General features: G+C 71.7%; 14 protein-coding genes. 1 reads left to right on the top strand and 13 read right to left on the bottom strand.

Annotation, left to right across the window (positions count from 1 at the left end):
* Nucleotides 1–43: 43 nt before the first annotated feature.
* From ACZ60M_RS11925 to ACZ60M_RS11975, 11 genes are all read right to left on the bottom strand, one after another.
* Entirely contained in the window at nt 44–718 is a 675-nt protein-coding gene (locus ACZ60M_RS11925) for a response regulator (RefSeq protein ID WP_465417292.1), read from the bottom strand.
* Nucleotides 715–1,926: a sensor histidine kinase gene (locus ACZ60M_RS11930; RefSeq protein WP_465417294.1), complete on the bottom strand. Its 1,212-nt coding sequence runs from the start codon at nt 1,924–1,926 to the stop codon at nt 715–717. Before ACZ60M_RS11930 ends, ACZ60M_RS11925 begins: the two co-directional genes overlap by 4 nt.
* A gap of 10 nt (nt 1,927–1,936) precedes the next feature.
* The gene (locus ACZ60M_RS11935; RefSeq protein ID WP_465417296.1) at nt 1,937–2,758 is read right to left on the bottom strand and encodes an ABC transporter permease; all 822 of its coding nucleotides are present in this window, start codon (nt 2,756–2,758) and stop codon (nt 1,937–1,939) included.
* Entirely contained in the window at nt 2,755–3,675 is a 921-nt protein-coding gene (locus ACZ60M_RS11940; protein ID WP_465417298.1) for an ABC transporter ATP-binding protein, read from the bottom strand. Before ACZ60M_RS11940 ends, ACZ60M_RS11935 begins: the two co-directional genes overlap by 4 nt.
* 245 nt (nt 3,676–3,920) lie before the next feature.
* Nucleotides 3,921–5,678, bottom strand: a complete 1,758-nt coding sequence (locus tag ACZ60M_RS11945) for a bifunctional 3'-5' exonuclease/DNA polymerase (RefSeq protein WP_465417299.1) — start codon at nt 5,676–5,678, stop codon at nt 3,921–3,923.
* Nucleotides 5,679–5,758: 80 nt separating this feature from the next.
* Nucleotides 5,759–6,802, bottom strand: a complete 1,044-nt coding sequence (locus ACZ60M_RS11950; protein WP_465417301.1) for a LacI family DNA-binding transcriptional regulator — start codon at nt 6,800–6,802, stop codon at nt 5,759–5,761.
* Nucleotides 6,803–6,822: 20 nt separating this feature from the next.
* Entirely contained in the window at nt 6,823–7,767 is a 945-nt protein-coding gene (locus tag ACZ60M_RS11955; RefSeq protein WP_465417303.1) for a carbohydrate ABC transporter permease, read from the bottom strand.
* The gene (locus ACZ60M_RS11960) at nt 7,764–8,741 is read right to left on the bottom strand and encodes a carbohydrate ABC transporter permease (RefSeq protein WP_465417305.1); all 978 of its coding nucleotides are present in this window, start codon (nt 8,739–8,741) and stop codon (nt 7,764–7,766) included. Before ACZ60M_RS11960 ends, ACZ60M_RS11955 begins: the two co-directional genes overlap by 4 nt.
* 75 nt (nt 8,742–8,816) lie before the next feature.
* Nucleotides 8,817–10,082 carry an ABC transporter substrate-binding protein gene (locus ACZ60M_RS11965; RefSeq protein WP_465417307.1) on the bottom strand — a complete coding sequence of 422 codons (1,266 nt, stop codon included), beginning with the start codon at nt 10,080–10,082 and terminating at the stop codon, nt 8,817–8,819.
* A gap of 345 nt (nt 10,083–10,427) precedes the next feature.
* Nucleotides 10,428–11,852, bottom strand: coding sequence for a glycoside hydrolase family 16 protein (locus tag ACZ60M_RS11970; protein ID WP_465417309.1), 1,425 nt, complete (start codon nt 11,850–11,852; stop codon nt 10,428–10,430).
* Nucleotides 11,853–12,078: 226 nt separating this feature from the next.
* On the bottom strand, nt 12,079–12,537 hold the full coding sequence (locus ACZ60M_RS11975; RefSeq protein ID WP_465417311.1) for a hypothetical protein: 459 nt from the start codon (nt 12,535–12,537) through the stop codon (nt 12,079–12,081).
* A 107-nt stretch (nt 12,538–12,644) separates the two neighbouring features.
* On the opposite strand from ACZ60M_RS11975, the gene ACZ60M_RS11980 reads away from it, so the two are divergent.
* Nucleotides 12,645–13,388 carry a M50 family metallopeptidase gene (locus tag ACZ60M_RS11980; protein ID WP_465417313.1) on the top strand — a complete coding sequence of 248 codons (744 nt, stop codon included), beginning with the start codon at nt 12,645–12,647 and terminating at the stop codon, nt 13,386–13,388.
* A 15-nt stretch (nt 13,389–13,403) separates the two neighbouring features.
* Here the strand turns inward: ACZ60M_RS11980 and hrpB are convergent, their stop codons facing one another.
* Together hrpB and ACZ60M_RS11990 are read right to left on the bottom strand one after the other, a co-directional pair.
* Nucleotides 13,404–16,136 (bottom strand): ATP-dependent helicase HrpB, encoded by a 2,733-nt coding sequence (hrpB, locus tag ACZ60M_RS11985; RefSeq protein WP_465417315.1) that lies wholly within the window; start codon nt 16,134–16,136, stop codon nt 13,404–13,406.
* A gap of 206 nt (nt 16,137–16,342) precedes the next feature.
* A complete protein-coding gene (locus ACZ60M_RS11990) occupies nt 16,343–17,944 on the bottom strand; it encodes a serine/threonine protein kinase (protein WP_465417316.1) in 1,602 nt (533 codons plus the stop codon).
* Between the last annotated feature and the right edge of the window lie 15 nt (nt 17,945–17,959).

The raw sequence follows: 17,959 nt of genomic DNA on the forward strand, positions 1-17,959 counted from the left end.
ACATGCCACTGGCCGGATCGAGACCGGACCGGTCGGCCTTGCCTCAGTTCCCGTCGGGGCTCACGAGACCGGTGTTGTAGGCAAAGATGACCGCCTGCACCCGGTCGCGGGCGCCGATCTTCGCGAGGATGCGGCCCACGTGCGTCTTCACCGTGGACTCGGCCAGGTGGAACCGCTCGGCGATCTCGGTGTTGTTCCAACCCCGCCCGATCGCCGTCAGCACCTCCTTCTCCCGCTCCGTCAGCACCTCGAGCCGTTCGGCCGTCGCAGGGGCGCCGCCTTCGCCGTCGACGGGGAACTGGTCGGCGAACCGGTCGAGCAGCCGCCGCGTCAGCTTCGGCGCGACCACCGCGTCCCCGGCGGCCACCACGCGGATACCAGCGAGCAGCTCCTCCGGCTGCGCGTCCTTCACCAGGAACCCGCTCGCGCCCGCCCGCAGCGCCGCATACGCGTACTCGTCGAGGTCGAAGGTGGTCAGCACCAGCACCCGGCTGCGCCCGCCCGCCGCGATGATCCGCCGCGTCGCCTCGATCCCGTCGACGCCAGGCATGCGCACGTCCATGAGCACCACGTCAGGCCCCAGCTCGGTCGCCCGCCGCACCGCATCGGCCCCGTTGTCGGCCTCCCCGAGCACCACGAGATCCGACTGGCTCTCCACCAGCATCCGAAACCCCATGCGCTGCAAGGGATGATCGTCCACGATCAGCAACGTGGTCACCGGCGCTCCTCTCCGTCCCGGGGCAGCCACAAGGCGACCCGCCAGCCGCCGAGCGCTTCGGGTCCGGCGACCATCGTGCCGCCGAACGCCGCCGCCCGCTCCGACAAGCCTGCCAGACCACGGGCGGTACCGGCCTCGTCCACCCGGTTACCCGAGTTCTGCACGGTCACGAACAGCCCCGAATCCCGGTACTCCAGAGCGACCCTGGCGCGCTTGACACCCCGGGCGTGCTTGAACACGTTCGTCAGCGACTCCTGCACGGTCCGGTACACCGCCAGCTGCTGGTTCTCCGACAACGCCAGCGGCTCGCCAGTCACGGTCACCGTCACCGGCAGGCCCGCCTCCCGGACCCGCTCGATGAGCGCGTCCAGTTCGGCCAAACCGGGCTGCGGCGCCAACTCCAGGTCATCGCCCTCCTCGGCCTTCAGCACTGACAGCACCCGCCGCAGCTCGCCCAGCGCCTCCCTGCTCGTCCGCCCGATCGCCTCCAGGGCCTCCTTCGCCTTCTCCGGCGCGGCCGTCGCCGCGTACGCGCCGCCGTCGGCGAGCGCGTTGATCACCGCCAGGTTGTGCCCGATGATGTCGTGCATCTCCCGGGCGATCCGGTTGCGCTCCTCCGTCACCGCCTGCTGCGCCGCCTGGTCGCGCTCCGAATGCTGGAACTCCCGGCGCGTGCGCATCAGCATGCCGATCGCCACGATGAACCCGAAGTACATCGCCGTCGGCGCGAAGAACCCCAGGAAGCCCAGGACCGACAGGTCCTCGTTGACCAGCCAGTCGATCAGCGACGGCACCAGCGAGACCAGCCCCGCCCACCACAGCAGTTTGAGCGGGCGCCGCACTACCAGGTTGTAGAGCACGAACGTGAACGCCAGCCCCGCGGCCGCGTTCACGAACCCCGCGTTCTCGTCGCCCGTGTACCCCAGCGGGATCGTGACCGCCAGCGGCACGCACTGGCTCAGCAGCACCGCGAACGGGTACCGGCGCCGCCAGATCGTCGGCACCAAGAACATCGCCACCAGGACGAGCTGCAGCAGCGGACGCTCCGGCTCGAACTCGCCGATAGCGGCGGCCAGCGTCCCCGCGCAAGCGGGGAGTACGAACAGGAAGATAGGGAACAGATTCCACAGCAGCGGATGCCGGGAGTCGAACTCCAGCATCCGCTGCCACATCCCGCGTTTGCGGGGAACATTCACGGCTTCTGCCACGAACACATGCTCACACGTCGCGGCGCTTGAGCAGCACGCCCGCCAGCCCGTACGTGACGACGAGCCAGATGCCCATCCACAGCCAGGACTCGCCGACCGAGAGGTTCGCCCCCGCCGGGTCGACCATCAGGATCGTGTTGGGCACGTTGCCCGGCGCGTACGGCGTCACGTCGCTCACCCAGTTCCACGGCAGCAGCGTGGCCAGCTGCGGCAGGATCATGATCACGCCGATGTAGAACCCGATCGAACCGGCCGAGTTGCGCAGGATCGAACCGATGCCCAGCGCCAGCAGCGCCAGGTACACGATCATCGCCGCATACCCCAGGAGCGCCCGCAGCACGCCCTCGTCGCCGAGCGACACCCCGCCCAGGCCCGTGCCCGAGAAGAGCGCCTGCGTCAGGAAGAACGTCACGAACACCATGGCGCCGAACAGGACCGCGACCACGGCACCGTAGACGGCGGCCTTCGACCACAGCACCGAGAGGCGCTTCGGCGCGGCCGACATCGTCGAGCGGATCGACCCCGTCGAGTACTCGCCGGTCACCGTGAGGATGCCCAGCACCGCCACGAACACCGACGCGAGCGAGATGCCCGCCATCGAGAAGTCAACGGCCGCACCGGCACCGCCGACGGCCTGGTCCTCAGGCACGCTCGACGCGATCAGCGCGCCCAGTCCGGCGCTGAACACGACCGCGCACAGCAGCACGATCCAGGTCGAGCGCAGCGACCACAGCTTCGTCCACTCCGAACGGAGCAGGCCCGCCGCGGAGAGCTTGTACTGCGCCGGCGGCGTGTAGGCCGCTGGGCGGTCGGTCATCACAGCGGCGGTCATCGGTTCGCCCCTTCACTGGTCTGGCGGTACTCGACCGCGTCGGCGGTCAACTGCATGAACGCGTCCTCAAGGGACCCGCGGTCGGTGCGCAGCTCGTGCAGCACCAGGCCGTGCGCGGCCGCGGTCTGGCCGACGACGGCGGCCTCGGTCCCGGTCACTTCCAGGACCCCGCGCTCCGGGCTCGCCACGGTGATCCCGGGCCCGGCCAGGTGCTCGGCCAGCCGCGCCGCGTCGGGCGAGACCACCCGCACGCGCGACTGCCCGTTACCGGACACGAACGCGTCCACAGTGGTGTCGGCCAGGAGCCTGCCCTGCCCGATCACGACCAGGTGCTCGGCGGTCTGCGCCAGCTCGCTCATCAGGTGCGAGGACAGGAACACCGTCCGGCCCTCGGCCGCGAGGCCCTTGAGCAGCAGGCGGATCCACTTCACGCCGTCCGGGTCGAGGCCGTTGACCGGCTCGTCCAGGATCAGCACGGCCGGGTCCCCGAGGAGCGCCACGGCGATCCCCAGGCGCTGGCCCATGCCGAGGCTGAAGCCGCCGACGCGCTTGCCCGCGACCTCGTGGAGGCCGACGAGGTCGATGACCTCGGTGACGCGGCGCTTCGGGATGCCGTGGGTGCGGGCCAGGGCCAGGAGGTGCTTGTAGGCGCTGCGTCCGGCGTGGACGGACTTGGCTTCCAGGAGCGCGCCGACCTCGGTGAGCGGCGAGCGGAACTCGGAGTAGTGCTTCCCGTTGACCCGGGCGAGGCCGCTCGTCGGGGCGTCCAGGCCCACGATGGCGCGCATCGTGGTGGACTTCCCGGCGCCGTTGGGGCCGAGGAAGCCGGTGACGACGCCGGGTTTGACGGCGAACGTCAGATCGTCCACGGCGGTCTTCTTGCCGTAGCGCTTCGTCAAGTGCTCGATCTCGATCATGCCCAGAACGCTACGGCTCGCGAAGGGGCGCTTCATCGGTTTCAAGAGCGAACTTCAGGGACGTGAGTGGTACCCGAGTACTACGACTTTCGAGCCGGCGCCGGGGGTGCACCGCCGGGAATTTGGCGGATAACACGTCACGTGTCATATATTACCGATACGGAGAACCCCCGGAAATACCCTGACACACGGGTACGACAGTGATGTGCGGCAGAGCGCGGGCCTGGCCGATCGGGGGCGGTTCGCTATTTCGCTTCCGAGTAGCTGTCCACGGCCTTGGGCCGCAGCGGGATGCGCACGGGCATGTCGCCGAAGAGGGTCTTCGTGGCGGCGTCGGCGGCCTGTTCGATGACGGTGCCGACGGCCTCGGCGTGCTCGGCCGGGCAGTGGACCACGACCTCGTCGTGGAGGAAGAACACGAGCTCGCCGAGGTCGCGCTCGTGGAGTTCGCGCCGCAGCAGCGCGAGGAGGACCAGGGCCCACTCGGCGGCGGTGCCCTGCACGATGAAGTTCCGCGTGAAGCGCCCGCGGCCGGTCGCGGCCCGCGTGCCGTCCTCGGAGTTGAGGGTCTGCCACCAGCGTTCGCCCGGGGCCGGGACGGTCCTGCCGAGCCAGGTGCGGACCAGCCCGCCCTTCTCGCCGATGCGCGCCGCCGACTCGACCCGGTCGAACGCCGCCGGGAACCGGTCGCGCATGAGTTGGACGAGCTGCGCCGCATCGCCCGCGGTCCCGCCGTACATTGCGGAGATCAGCGCGATCTTGGCCTTCGACCGCTCGCCGCCCAGGCGCGGCGCCAACTCGGTGTACAGGTCGTCGGCGGCCGTCGCCGCGATCATCGCCTGGTCGCCGCTGATGGCCGCGAGGAGCCGCGGCTCGAGCTGCGCGGCATCGGCGGCGACGAGCTTCCAGCCCGGCTCGGCCCGGATCGCCTCCCGCACGGCGTGGGGGAGCTGCAGCGCGCCGCCGCCGTCAGTGCCCCAACGGCCGGTATCGGCCCCGCCCACCATGTACACGGGCCGGAACCGGCCCCGGTCGGCCAGCGCCGGATCGGCCGCGGCACCGGGCGCTCCCGGCGGCGAGACCCAGGTGTCGGCCCAGTTCCAGCCGAACGCCGTCCACACGCGGGCGTGCTCGCGGTAGACCTTGAGCGCCTCGACCGCCGGATGGTCGACCGACGACAGCTCCCATGAGTGCGTGTTCTTCACGTCGAGGCCGGCCGCGTGGAAGGCCGCCAGGACCTGCTTCGTCGAATCGGGGTTGAGCTGGTGCCCGAACGCGTCGACCACCTTGTCCGCCAGCGCCTGGAGTTTCCTGGGGCGCATGCCCTTCGTGGGGCGCGGCCCGAGCAGGTCGCGCAGGAGCCGGTCGTGCACGCCGCGGTCGAAGGGGACGCCGGCGCGGCCCATCTCGGCGGCCACGAGCGCCCCGGCGGACTCGGCCGCGAGCAGCGTGCCGAGGCCTGGAATGCCCGCCGCGGCGGTGCGGCGGCGCTGGTCGAGCCAGGTCGCCTGGAGCCGGATGAGGATCGCGGGGCCGTCGACCGGTTCGGGTTCGCGCTCGAAGAGCGTCCCCGCATCGGGGTCGGACTCGGTGGCGACGGCGGGCGGCTCGTGCCCTTCGACGCGGGAGAGGATGCGCTCGGCGAGCCGGAGGTCGCGGCACCGGTCGAGGCGGGCCCCGGCCGCCAGCAGCGGCGGGTAGTCGTGGGCGGTGTCGGCCAGGACCCACCGGGGCGCTTCCGGGCGGTCGGCCGCGAATCCGGCCCGGCCGGGCTCGTCTCGGATGGGGCCGGAGCGATCCGGTCCGGCCGCGCCGGACGGTGCCCGTTCGAACGCTGCCGGTTCGGGAGCGTCCGCGGAGGCTTCCGGGGCGGTGCCGCGCCACCCATCGGCCTCGATCGCGTTGACCGCCGCGGCCAGGTCGCGGTGGTAGGTGACGGCACCGCCAGGAAGGGGCATCGTCCACCCCTCCCCGCCGCGACCGTGCACGAGTGCGACCTCCATGCTCCAAGTGGACCATGCGCCACCGACATTCCGCCGCGATCCGTTTCGGCCGGGCCTGCCCGTCCCCGAGTCGGGTTCCGCTATGCGGACTCGCGGACCACCAGTTCCGTGGGGAGGATCGTCAGCGGCTCGACGTCACGGCCCTCCAAGAGCCGCAGCATGGTCCGGGCCATAGTGCGGCCGATCTCCGCGATGGGCTGCCGCACGGTCGTCAGCGGCGGATCGCAGTACGTCGCCAGCGCGATGTCGTCGAAGCCGACGACAGCCACGTCCCCGGGCACGCTCCGGCCCGCCTCCCGCAGCGCCTGCAGCGCGCCGTGCGCCATGAGGTCTGAGGCCACGAACACCGCGTCCAGGTCCGGCTCGTCCGCCAGGAGCTGCCGCATCGCGGCGTGCCCGGACTCGGCCGTGAAATCGCCGACCGCGACGATCGCGCGCCGGTCCGCGGCCGCGAGCGCCTGCCGGTACCCGTCCAGGCGCGCCCGCCCCGCCACCATGTCCTGCGGGCCCGCCACGGTCGCGATCCTCCTGCGGCCCTTGGCGAGCAGGAACTCCACCGCGGCCTTCACCCCGCCGACATGGTCGACGTCGATGCACGGCGCGGCCAGGTGCGGCAGCCCGTTGCACACCACCGGCACGCCGCGCCGCAGCATCAGCTCGGGCAGCAGGTCCGCGTCGTGCAGTGAAGCGAACATGACGCCGTCGACGTGCCCGCCCACCGCGTACCGCTCGGCCCGCGACCGCGCCTCCGCCGAACCGGTCGTCAGCAGCACCAGGAGCTTCCCTGCCGCGTCGAGCTCGGCGGCCACGCCGCGGATGACGCTCGGGAAGAACTGGTCGTCCGAGAAGACCCGGTTCGGCGACTCCGGCAGGATCAGCGCCACCGAATCGGTCCGGTGGGTCACCAGCGACCGGGCGGCGGCATGCGGCACGTACCCGAGCTCGGACGCCGCCGCCTCGACGGCAAGCCGCAGGTCCTCGGCGACCGTGGTCTGCCCGTTGACGACCCGCGAGACCGTCGCGCGCGACACGCCCGCCCGCTCGGCGACCTCCTCCAACGTCGGCCGACCCGTGCGGGGGGCCCGCACCGGCCCGCCGCCGGGCACCGTTTCCGCTCGCCGCATGCCTTCCGCCTCCGTACGTCTCAGCCTTTGACCGCGCCCTGCATGATCCCGCTGATCATGTACCTGCCCAAGAGCGCGAACACCGCCAGCAGAGGAAGCGTAGCCAGCATCGTCCCGGTCAGCACCAACGACTGGTCGGTGACGTACCCGCCGCTGAGCGTCGACAGCGCGACCTGCACGGTCTGCCGCTCCGGGCTGGAGAGCACGATCAGCGGCCAGAAGTAGTCGTTCCAGGAGGTCAGGAACGTGAGCACGCCGAGGACCACGGCCGCCGGACGCGCGGCGGGCATGACGATCTGCCAGAAGATCCGGAACGTCGAGGCGCCGTCCATCCTGGCCGATTCGATGAGCGACCCCGGCAGCGCGCCGCGCAGGTACTGGGTCATGAAGAACACCCCGAACGCGCTCACCAGGCCCGGCGCGATGACCGCCCACAGCGTGTCCGTCCACTCCAGCTCGATCATGAGCATGAACAGCGGGATCACGCCCAGCTGCACCGGGACCATCATCGTCGCGACCACCGCGAGGAGCAGCACCTTGGCGCCCTTGAACTCCAGCTTCGCGAACGCGAACCCGGCGAGCGTCGAGAAGAACACCACCGACGCGGTCACCGTGCCGCTCACGACCACCGAGTTCCACAGTGCCGTACCGAACGGCACCGTCGCGAAGACCCGCTCCACGTTCTCGACGAGGTTCGCGCCGGGCAGGACCGGCGGCGGGACCTGCGCGAGCGCCGAGTTGTCGCGGGAGGCGACGACGAAGCTGTAGTACAGGGGGAAGCCGGAGAAGAACAGCACCGCGGTGAGCGTGAGGTACACGAGCCGGCCGGGCTGCTCGCGCAGCGCCCGCAGCCGGGCCCGGGCCCGATGGGCCGGCCGGCCCGGCAAGGCACTGCGGCCGGCCCATCGGGAGTCGGCGGCGCCCCGGGCGGGCGCTGGCGGGGAGGCGAGGTCGGGGCGGGTCATGAGTCGCTCCTGATGCGGCGGATGAACAGGTAGTTGAGGAGGGCGACGAGGACGATGACGAGGAACATCGTCCACGCGACGGCGGAGGCATAGCCGAACTCGAAGCCGCGGTTGAAGCCGTGCTCGTACAGGTAGAGCGTGAGGGTCTGGAACTGGCGGGAGGCGCCGCCGGTGACGCCGTTGGGCCCGCCGCCGCCGAACAGCTGCGGTTCGGCGAAGATCTGCAGCCCGTAGATGGTCGAGACGATCACGGTGAACACGATGGTGGGACGGATCATCGGGACGGTGACGTGGAACAGCTGCTGCATGCGCGAGGCCCCGTCGAGGTGGGCGGCCTCGTAGACCTCGCGCGGGACGGCCTGCATCGCGGCGAGGTAGATCAGGGCGTTGTAGCCGGTCCACTTCCACGCCACCATGACCGCGATGGCGATATGTGACGTGGCACTGCCGGACTGCCAGTCGACGCGTCCGGCCCCGAGCGATTCGAGGACCCAGTTGACCAGGCCGAAGTCGCGGCCGAACAGCTGGCTGAAGATGACGGCGACGGCCACCACGGAGGCGACGTTCGGCAGGAGCATGCCCATGCGCCAGAACGTCTGCCCGCGCAGCCGCAGGGTCAGAAGGTGCGCGAGGAGGAGCGCGGCCAGCAGTTGCGGGACCGTGGCGAGCAGCAGGATCGAGAGCGTGTTGCCCAGGGCGTTCCAGAAGTACGGGTCGCTCAAGAGCGCCTGGTAGTTGCCCAGGCCGAGGAAGGCGTGCTCGTCCGAGAGCAGGCTCCACTCGTGTGCGGACACCCACGCGGTGTAGGCGAGCGGGAAGAGCCCGAACACGGCGAACAGCGCGAAGAACGGGGCGATGTACAGGTAGGGCGAGGCCTTGAGGTCGAGGCGGTAGCGCAGCTGCTGGAAGCGGCGGCCCCCGGTGGGGGAGGACCGCCCGGTCGGGGCGGCGGTGCGCTTGGCGGCGATGGTCATCAGGTCGCTTTCAGGTCTGGGGAGCGGGACCGGCGGGTACGGGAGGCGTGCCCGGCCGGTCCCGCTCCCTGGGGGCTAGAACGATTCGAGGTCGCCGAGGACCTGGCTCCAGGCCTCTTCGGGTGTCTGGCTGCCGTCCTCGATGCGGCCGAGGCCCTGGCCGATCGTCGCGAGCACGTCGCCCTGGAGCGGCCCCTGGTACTGCGGCTGGACCGCTTGGGCTGCGGCGGTGAAGATCTGGCCGACCGGGGCGTCGTTGAAGTACGTCTTCGTCATGCCCGTCAGCGCGGCGTCCTCGTACAGCTCCGGTGTGGACGGGAAGTTCCCGGTCGACTCGAACACCTTGAGCTGCTGCTCGGGCGCGGTGAGCCACTCGATGAACGCGTACGCCTCCTCGGGGTGGTCGCCCTGGGCGGGCAGCACGAGGTGCGAGCCGCCCATGTTCCCGGCGCCGCCGGGCACGGTCGCGATGTCCCAGAGCCCGGCCGAGTCGGGCGCGTTCGTCTCGATGTAGGAGGTCATCCACGCGGGGCAGATGATGGTCGCGAAGGTGCCCTCGTTGAACCCGGCGTTCCACTCGGGAGTCCAGGCCTGGAGCCGGTTGGACATGCCGGCCTCGATGGCCTCGACCGTGAGGTCCCAGGCCGCGCCGATGGCGGGGTTGGACTCGACGACGAGGTTGTCCTCGCGGTCGTAGACGCCCTCGTCGGCCTGTTCGACCATGGCGCGGAACATGTTCCCCGAGGACTCGAAGAAGTAGTCGCCACCAGTGGCCTCCGAGTACTGGCGGCCCACGGCCACATAGTCCTCCCAGGACCCGGCCCACAGCGCCGAGACCTCGTCGCGCTCGACCGGGAGCCCGGCCGCTTCGAACAGGTCGCGGCGGTAGCACATGGCCATGCCGCCGACGTCGGTGCCGAGGCCGATCAGGGACTCGCCGTCCTTGGCGAGGGCCTGCTGCCACTTCCAGTCCAGCCATTGGCCTTCGAGGTCGGCGGCGCCGAGGTCGAGGAGGTTGTGGAAGCGGTCGGGCTGGGCGGTGTACTGGGAGATGTAGCCGACCTCGACCGCTTCGATGTCGGCGGTGCCGGAGCCGGTGGCGAGGTGGGTGGTCAGGTTGGTGTGGTGGTCGGCGAACTCGGCGATGCGCTCCTCGAACTCGATCTCGGGGTGCAGTTTCGTGTACTCCTCGTAGAGGGGCCCGAAGCCGAAGTCGCCGAACAGGCCGACGCTGAGGGTGATCTTGCCGCCGTCGTCCCCGCCGCCGGAGCATGCGGCGGTCAGCGCGAGCGCCGCGGCGGCGGCCGCCGCCATGGCGGCGCGGATCGGTCTGGTGTTCATCGGTGGTTCTCCACTGTGTTCTCTGGGTGGTGAGGGATGATCTGCCGCCCCGCAACGGCTGCGGGGAACGGGTGGCCTGGCCGCCGCCGTCGCGGCCGGGCCGGTCTCGCACCGGGCTGAGAGCGCAATCGAGAGAGCGCTCTCTGGCCCGGACCGCGGGCCCCGGAGCGAAGCTGCTCGCCTCGGGGCCCTGCCCACTCGCGCCGCACAGCGCCTGTCGGCACTGATGCGTCACGTGTGACATGTGATGTGCCACTGCCCCGAACGGGTGACAGAAGGGCGTGGCGGTAAGGACTGGTAGTCGGCGCGGCCGCGCGGAAGGAGGGCACGGCCGCGCCGCCGGGATCAGTGTCTGAAGCGGAACTCCTGCACGGACACGAAGTCCTGCGACTGGCCCGACGTGAACGTGAGGAACACGTCGTGGGTGCCGGTCACCGAGGCGACGTTCCCCGGCACGTCCTGCCACGAGGTCCAGCCGCCGGTGTTCGCGATCGCGAACGACCCGATCGGGCTCGCCGTCGCCGAGTCGATCCGGACCTCCACGAGGCCGCTCACCCCGCCCCCGGCCCCCGAGGCGACCCGGGCGACGAAGTCCAGCGGGCTCGTCGACCCGAAGGCCACGTCGTCGTACCGGACCCAGTCGCCGTTGCCGAGCGGGCCGATCGACGAACCGCCCGCAGTAGCACCGGAAGTCGCATTGAACGACGACGCCGCGATCGTCGCGTACGCGTCACGCGTCCCGCCCGGGTCGCCCGTGGTCGGCGGATCGGTCGGCTCCCCGGTGCCGCCGCCCCCGGCGGTGAACACCCGCACGTAGTCGACGAGCATCGAATGCCCCGGCACCGTCGCCGCCGTCGGCGTCGCCTGCCCCGACACCCCGTCGGGGAACGCCCCGCCGATCGCCAGGTTCAGCAGCAGGAAGTACCCGGCGTGGTCGGTCATCTGCGCCCACGTGTCCGCAGGCAGGCTGCCTTCGTCGATCGTGTGGAACAGCGTCCCGTCGACGTACCAGCGCAGCTGGCCCGCCGCCCCCGACTCGTCCCACTCCATCCCGTACGTGTGGAAGCCGTTGTGGCACGACCCGCCGCAGTAGGTCTGCCCGGCGAGCCCGTTGAACTCGTTGCACGGCCCGCCCGGCGCCACGCCGCAGTGGAGCGTCCCGAACGTCCAGTCCAGACCGTTCACGTTCTCCATGAAGTCGATCTCGCCGATGCCCGGCCAGTTCCAGTGGTTGCCGCGGAACGGCGCCCCCATGGACCAGAACGCCGGCCAGTAGCCGAGCGCCGCATCGCCGTGGACCTGCGGCAGCTGCAGCCGCCCCTCGACCTTGAGCGTCCCGCCCGACGGCGGCTTGAAGTCGGCCCGGACGGTCTCGATCCGCGCCGAGGTCCACTGCCCGGCCGAGTCGCGCAGCGCGCTGATCTTCAGGTTCCCGCTGCCGTCCATGGAGACGTTCGCCGGGTTGTTCGTGTGGGCGGCGATCTCGCCGGTGCCCCAGTTCGCGGGCCCGCCGGGGTAGCCGTGCCCGAGGTCGTAGATCCAGTTCGAGGTCGAGGGCTGCGATCCGGCCGCGCCGTTGAACTCGTCGGACCAGACGAGGTCCCAGGTCTGCGCGGCCTCGGGGCCTTCCTGGGCGCTGGCGTTCGCGATGGTGAGGCCCGCTGCCGCGAGCACTGCCGCGCCCGCGGTGAGGGCGGCGGCGACGCGGGCGAGCCCGCGCCGGGTGAGTCGGGGTGGATGCTGTCGTTCGGAGGTCTGCACTCGTGCCATGACGGCTCCTTTGCCGAGGGTTCGAGAGATCGCTCTCTCGGATCTGATCTGGGTTCAGATCGATCATGAGAGAGCGCTCTCTCATTCGGTTCAGGTCTCATTCCTACCGAACGGATCGGTACATGTCAATGGGTCGTGGCCGAACCGTTATCGGCCGAACCGGGTATCGCCGCAGGTAAGCCCTTGCAGCCCATGGTTAACGGTCACCTCGGCCGGTGCCGTCGCTTCAGCGCGCGCCCTCGTCGCCCTCGGCCTGCGGCGGCTGCTGCTGGGCCTCCCGCGACCGCCGCTGCAGATCGCCCAGCCGCGCCTGGCGCTCCTGCCGCAGCCGCTCCAGGCGCCGCTGCCGGTCCCGCCGCTCCTCGGGCGACTCCGTGCCGCCGAGCATCCGCTTCTCGATCCACTCCACGTGCTCGGCGTGCGCCGCCGCGTTGATCGCCCGCACGTCCTGGTACGCGCCCCGCAGCGACTCCATCCGCTGCAGCGCGTCGTGGCACTGCGCCAGCAGGATCTCGATGTCGGCGTTCTCGGCCGCGTCGGCGTCCTCGCGGCGCGCCTCCAGCCACGCGATGCCCTCCCGCAGCTTCTCGCGGGCCTTGAGGTTGTGCATCGCCAGGTCCTCGACGATCTTGTCGGTCAGCTCGAGGAAACTCAGGTGAGGATCGGGGCGGTCGTCGGTGCCCATGGGGGCCGTCCTTCCACGAGGAGGTGCCTCTACCACCTCTACCATACGGGCGCGGCTACGATCATCCTTCACCGCGCGACCGATTCACCCCGATTAGCCGAGGCCCAGTGGAAACCATCGAGACCGTCGTCGACACCCTCACCCAGACCCAGGACGCCCCGCCCGTGTGGGTCATGCTCGCCTGCCTGGCCGCCGCGGCCGCCGCCGTCCTCTACGCGCCCGTGTGGCGCTGGGCCCGCGGCCTGGTCACGATCGCGCACGAAGGCGGGCACGCGCTCATGGCCGTCCTCATGCGCCGCCGCCTCACCGGCATCCGCCTCCACGCCGACACTTCGGGACTGACGTTCTCCCGCGGCAGGCCCACCGGGTTCGGCGCGGCCATGACCCTCTTCGCCGGGTACACCGCGCCCGCCGCCCTCGGGCTCGGCGCCGCCGCGCTCACCGGCGCCGGGCGCATCGTCCTGCTCCTGTGGATCACGCTGGGACTCCTGGCGGTCATGCTCGTGTTCATCCGCAACTGGTACGGCGCCCTGGCGCTGATCGTCGTCGGCGCGGGCGTGTTCGCCGCGACCTGGTACGGCAACGCGATCGTGCAGACCGTCGCGGCCTACGCGGGCGTGTGGCTGCTGCTGCTCGGGTCGGTGAAGCCGGTCCTGGAACTGGGCTCGCGGCGCCGCCGCAAGCGCGGCTCGGGCCAGTCGGACGCCGACCAGCTCGCCGGGATCACCGCCATGCCCGCCGGAGGCTGGATCTTCCTGTTCGCCCTCGCCACGATCGCCGCCGCCCTCTGGGGCACGTACATGCTGCTGCCCATTGACGAGTGGCTCCCCGAGTGGCTCCCCGCCGCCTAGCGGCTGGGGCCCTGTTCAGCGCAGGTGCCGCTTGGTCCTCGCGGTCGGCGCCACCGAGTACGGGTCCTCCGGCCACGGGTGTTTGGGGTAGCGGCCGCGCATCTCCTTGCGCACGTCCTGGTAGGGGCCTTCCCAGAACGACCTGAGGTCCGCCGTCACCGCGAGCGGCCGCCCGGCGGGGCTGAGCAGGTGGAGCAGGACCGGCACGCCCGCGATCCGCGGCGTGTCGACCGCGCCGAACATCTCCTGGAGCTTGACGGCCAGCACCGGCGCCTCGCCCGAGTAGTCGACGCGGGCCTCGCGGCCGGTGGGCACCGCGAGCGCTTCGGGCGCGGTCTCGTCGATGCCGGCCTGCCACGGCAGCAGGTTCCGCAGGGCCTGCCCGACCGGGATGCGCTCCACATCGGACCGGCGTGCGGCCCTGGACCACCACGGCTCCAGCCAGTCGGTGCTCCCGGTGAGCGCCGCGTCGGAGACGTCGGCCCACGGTTCGCCGACCGCCTTGCGGCAGAACGCCATGCGCTCACGCAGCCGTTTGGACTCCTCCGACCAGCGCAGCAGCCCGAGCCCTTCACGCCGCAGGCCCTCGGCGAGAGCGGCCGCGACGAGCCCGGGGTCGGCCTGCCGCAGCGGCTGCGACGACACCTCGATCGCGCCGAGCGAGCGGACGCGCCGCGCGGCCACGTCCCGGCGTTCGGTGTCCCACTCGACGCGTTCGCCGACGCTGTCGCCCACCAGCTCGCAGGCGAGCTCGCCGTCGATCGGGACGGCCGCGCGGATGAGCGCGGCGGCCCGCCCGGGGGAGCGGTCGGCGTCGGCGATGGCCAGCCACGGACTCCCGGCGAGCGGCGAGCCTTCGGCGGCGACCGCGCCGGTCCCCGCGACCGTTCGCCACTGGCCTGCCGCGGTCGGCCCGCCGGGACGGGTCGCTTCCGCTGCTTTGCCGGGAGCCGCGCCGCCCTGGCGTCGTGCGACGCGCTCGGGGAAGGCCAGGGCGATGACGGTGGCGGCGGCCTCGTCGTCGCTGACGGCGAAACCGCCCTGGCGGACGCGTGACGGATCGCCGTTCGCGCCGATGCCGGGCCGACCGGACTGCCCTGCGGCCGATCCGGTCCCGTCGGTTCCCGGCGCGCCTGCGACTGCATCGAGCGCTCGTTTGAGGCGTTTGACCTCGGCTTCCCACTGGCGGTCGCGGCTGGTGCGCAGTTGCCGCCATTGCGCGAGGAGGTCGTCGCCCTTCGCGCGGCGGTCGAGGTTGAGGAGGGCGGCCACTTCGGCGGCCTTCTCGGTGCCGACGCGGGCGGCGCCGTCGATGAGCGCGCGGGCGAGGCGCGGGTGGACGCCCATCCGCGCGAGGGCCCGGCCCCGCTCGGTGGCCATGCCGTCGGAGTCGATGGCGCCCAGGGAGACCAGCGTTGATTCGGCGGCTTCGACGGCTCCGGCGGGCGGCGGGCCCGGGAGGGCCAGGTCGGCGACGGTGGTGCCCCAGCAGGCGGCTTGGAGGCGGAACGCGGTGAGGTCGGAGGAGGCGATGTCCGGGGCGGGCTGGGCGGCGCGGCGGGCGTGCTCGGGTTCGCTCCAGCAGCGCCAGACCGCGCCGGGGCCTTCGCGTCCGGCGCGGCCCGCGCGCTGGTCCGCTGCGGCCCGGGAGGCGTAGGTGGTGGTCAGGCCGGGCAGGCCCCGGGCGTGGTCGATGAAGGGGCGGCGGGCGAGGCCCGCGTCGACCACGATCCGAACGCCGGGCACGGTGAGGCTCGACTCGGCGATGTCGGTGGCGAGGACGATCCTGCGGCGCGCCCCGATACGTATGGCACGGTCCTGTTCAGCCGACGAAACCGAACCGTGCAATTGATATATATCGACTCCGAGGTTTTGAGTTGGCAAGTGCGACAAGCGCTCAGCGACGCGACGAATCTCGGCGGCGCCGGGGAGGAAGACGAGCAGGTCGCCGTCGCCGGCGTCGAGGGCCCGTTCGACGGTGTGGGCGACGTGTGCCAGGAACCGCTGGTCGACGCGCAGGCCGTCGGGGGCGTTGACGCGTTCGCGCGGCGGGGCCCAGTGCATCGTGACGGGGTAGCGCATCGGTTCGGAGCTGACGGCGGGCGCGGGGGACCCGCCGGTGCCGAGCAGGCCGGTCCAGAGGCCGATGTCGGCGGTGGCGGAGGCGGCGACGAGGCCGAGCTCAGGGCGCAGCACCTGGCGGGTCTCGGCGAGGAACGCGCACGCGGTGTCGGTTTCGAGGTGGCGCTCATGGCATTCGTCGAGCACCACGAGGTCGACGCCCGGGAGCTCGGGGTCGGCGATGAGCCGGTTGAGAAGCACCCCGGTGGTCACGACCTCGACCCGGGTGGCGGCGGACCGGCGGGTCTCGCCCCGGATCTGGTACCCGACCCGTTCGCCGACCTTCTCGCCGAGGATCGCGGCCATCCGCGTTGCGGCGGCCCGGGTGGCGAGCCGTCGCGGCTCGGCTACGAGGACGCGCCGCTGTGGCATATCACGTGTCACACGTGACGCGGCATTCCAGCTTTCGGGATCGCCATTGGAGCCGCTAGGGGTACTGCCACCGGTGGAGCTGCTGAATCCGCTGTCGACAGAGATGAGGCCCGCGAGGGCGAGCGGCGCGAGCGTGGTCTTGCCGGTGCCGGGCGGCGCGGCGAGCACCGCGGTCCCGGTGCGCGCCACGGCCTCCAGGAGGGCGGGCAGGGCTTCGCGGATCGGCAGCTCGGGCAGCGCGGGCGGTTGCGGCATGCCGACCATTCTCGCCGAGACCCGTCGGGTGCGGCGAGCGGACGGAGTGAGCGCATGCACGCCGAGCCGCGCTGCCCAATGCGAACGGCGGTTCCCGGCAAATCGGACATTCGTGGGCCCCCGTTGTCAAGGGTGCCAGGCGGGTACGACAAAAGCGCTGAGGGCGGCGACCGTATCGCGGTCGCCGCCCTCATTCGCGTTGCGGCTCAGCCGGAGACGTTGCCGGCGGGGCAGATCGCGTCATTGGCCACGTACTCGAGGGTGATCGCCGTGTCGTAGCCGACCTCGGTGCCGCCGTTAGGGGTCTGGTACAGCACTTCACACGTGCTGTGCTCGTCGGATTCCGGCGAGGTCTCGGTCGCGGTGACGTCCGTGAACCCCTGCGCGGCGAGCTCGTCGAGGGCGTCGTTGACGTCCCAGCCGGAGAAGTCCTCGAGCTCGGTGAGCTGCGGACCTTCCTCGGCGGTCTGCTCGTCGGAGTTGTCCTCGTCGTTGTTGCCGTTGCCGTTGTCGTTCTCCGAGTTGTCCTCGTCTTCCTCGCCGCCGGAGTCGTCGCTGGTCTCCTCGGCGGCCTCGGTGTCCTCCTCGGTCGCCTCGGCCTGCGAGGTGGTTCCGGTGTTCTCGCCCGCGGTCGTGTCGTTCTCGTCGGCGGACTTGTCCCACGGCTTCAGCATGAACAGGACGACCAGCAGCACCGCGATGCCCGCCACGGTCACCAGGATCGGGCCGGTCGGGTTGCGCCGGGGCTCCTCGGCCTCGCGCGGGGGCGGCAGCGGGCGATCCGGCGCGCCGCCGGCCCGGTACTGGCCGGTCGCGGGCGAGCCGTACTCGTCGTGCTGCACCGGCTGCACCGAAGTGTGGGCGGCGGCGACGCCGGCGGCCATCGCGGGTGCCGCGCCCGGCGTCATGACCTGGGTGGACTGGAACGACTGCGGGGAGGACCCGTACGGATTCGGCGAGGGGGCGAGGATCGCCGTCGTGCCGCCGCCCATGCCGCCGGACTTGCAGACCTGGGCGAACTCGGCCGCCGAAGCGAAACGCTGCCGGGGGTCTTTCGCCAAGCAGCGCATGATGATCTGGGCGACCGGCTGCGGGACGTCGGGAGGGAGCGGCCCGGGCTGGCCGGTGAGGTGCCCGGCGATCGCGGCGGTCGGCTCGTTGCCCGCGAACGGGGGGCGCCCGGCGAGGCATTCGTAGCCGACGATGCCCAGCGAGTACAGGTCGGTGGCGCCGGTCAGCTGTGAGCCCTGGAGCTGCTCGGGCGAGGCGTAGGCGAGGGTGCCCATGACAGTGCCGGTCTCGGTCAGCCCGGCGCCGCCCTTGGCGGCGGCGATGCCGAAGTCGACGATCTTGACGCTGCCGTCGGTGCCGACGAGCAGGTTCCCGGGCTTGATGTCGCGGTGGATGATGTGGGCCTGGTGGGCGACGTCGAGGGCTTCGGCGGCCGAGGCCATGATCCGCAGGGTCTCGTTGGGGGACAGGCGGCCCCGCTCGCGCAGCACGGTGTCGAGCGCCTGGCCGCGCACCAGCTCCATGATGAGGTAGGAGACGAGTCCTTCGGGCGCGTGCTCTTCACCGTAGTCGTAGAGGCTGACGATCCCCGGCGACTGGAGCTGGGCTACGGCCTGCGCCTCCTGGTGGAAGCGGGCCCGGAACCGGTCGTTGCCGGAGAGTCCTGAATGGAGGAGTTTGACGGCGACCACGCGGTTGAGCCGGGTGTCGGTGCCGCGCCACACCGCGCCCATGCCGCCCGCGGCCAGGCGCTGCTCTAGGCGGTAACGGCCAGCGATCAGGTTCCCGGGTTCCACCCTCGGCCTCGCTTC

It is taken from the genome of Glycomyces sp. NPDC050141, assembly GCF_055586545.1.

What these genes read in the sequence shown, in the direction of transcription:
- ACZ60M_RS11935 (WP_465417296.1), bottom strand. Translation starts at nt 2,758, where the DNA reads ATGACCGCCGCTGTGATGACCGACCGCCCAGCGGCCTACACGCCGCCG.
- ACZ60M_RS11940 (WP_465417298.1), bottom strand. Translation starts at nt 3,675, where the DNA reads ATGATCGAGATCGAGCACTTGACGAAGCGCTACGGCAAGAAGACCGCC.
- ACZ60M_RS11945 (WP_465417299.1), bottom strand. Translation starts at nt 5,678, where the DNA reads ATGGAGGTCGCACTCGTGCACGGTCGCGGCGGGGAGGGGTGGACGATG.
- ACZ60M_RS11950 (WP_465417301.1), bottom strand. Translation starts at nt 6,802, where the DNA reads ATGCGGCGAGCGGAAACGGTGCCCGGCGGCGGGCCGGTGCGGGCCCCC.
- ACZ60M_RS11955 (WP_465417303.1), bottom strand. Translation starts at nt 7,767, where the DNA reads ATGACCCGCCCCGACCTCGCCTCCCCGCCAGCGCCCGCCCGGGGCGCC.
- ACZ60M_RS11960 (WP_465417305.1), bottom strand. Translation starts at nt 8,741, where the DNA reads ATGACCATCGCCGCCAAGCGCACCGCCGCCCCGACCGGGCGGTCCTCC.
- ACZ60M_RS11965 (WP_465417307.1), bottom strand. Translation starts at nt 10,082, where the DNA reads ATGAACACCAGACCGATCCGCGCCGCCATGGCGGCGGCCGCCGCCGCG.
- ACZ60M_RS11970 (WP_465417309.1), bottom strand. Translation starts at nt 11,852, where the DNA reads ATGGCACGAGTGCAGACCTCCGAACGACAGCATCCACCCCGACTCACC.
- ACZ60M_RS11975 (WP_465417311.1), bottom strand. Translation starts at nt 12,537, where the DNA reads ATGGGCACCGACGACCGCCCCGATCCTCACCTGAGTTTCCTCGAGCTG.
- hrpB (WP_465417315.1), bottom strand. Translation starts at nt 16,136, where the DNA reads ATGCCGCAACCGCCCGCGCTGCCCGAGCTGCCGATCCGCGAAGCCCTG.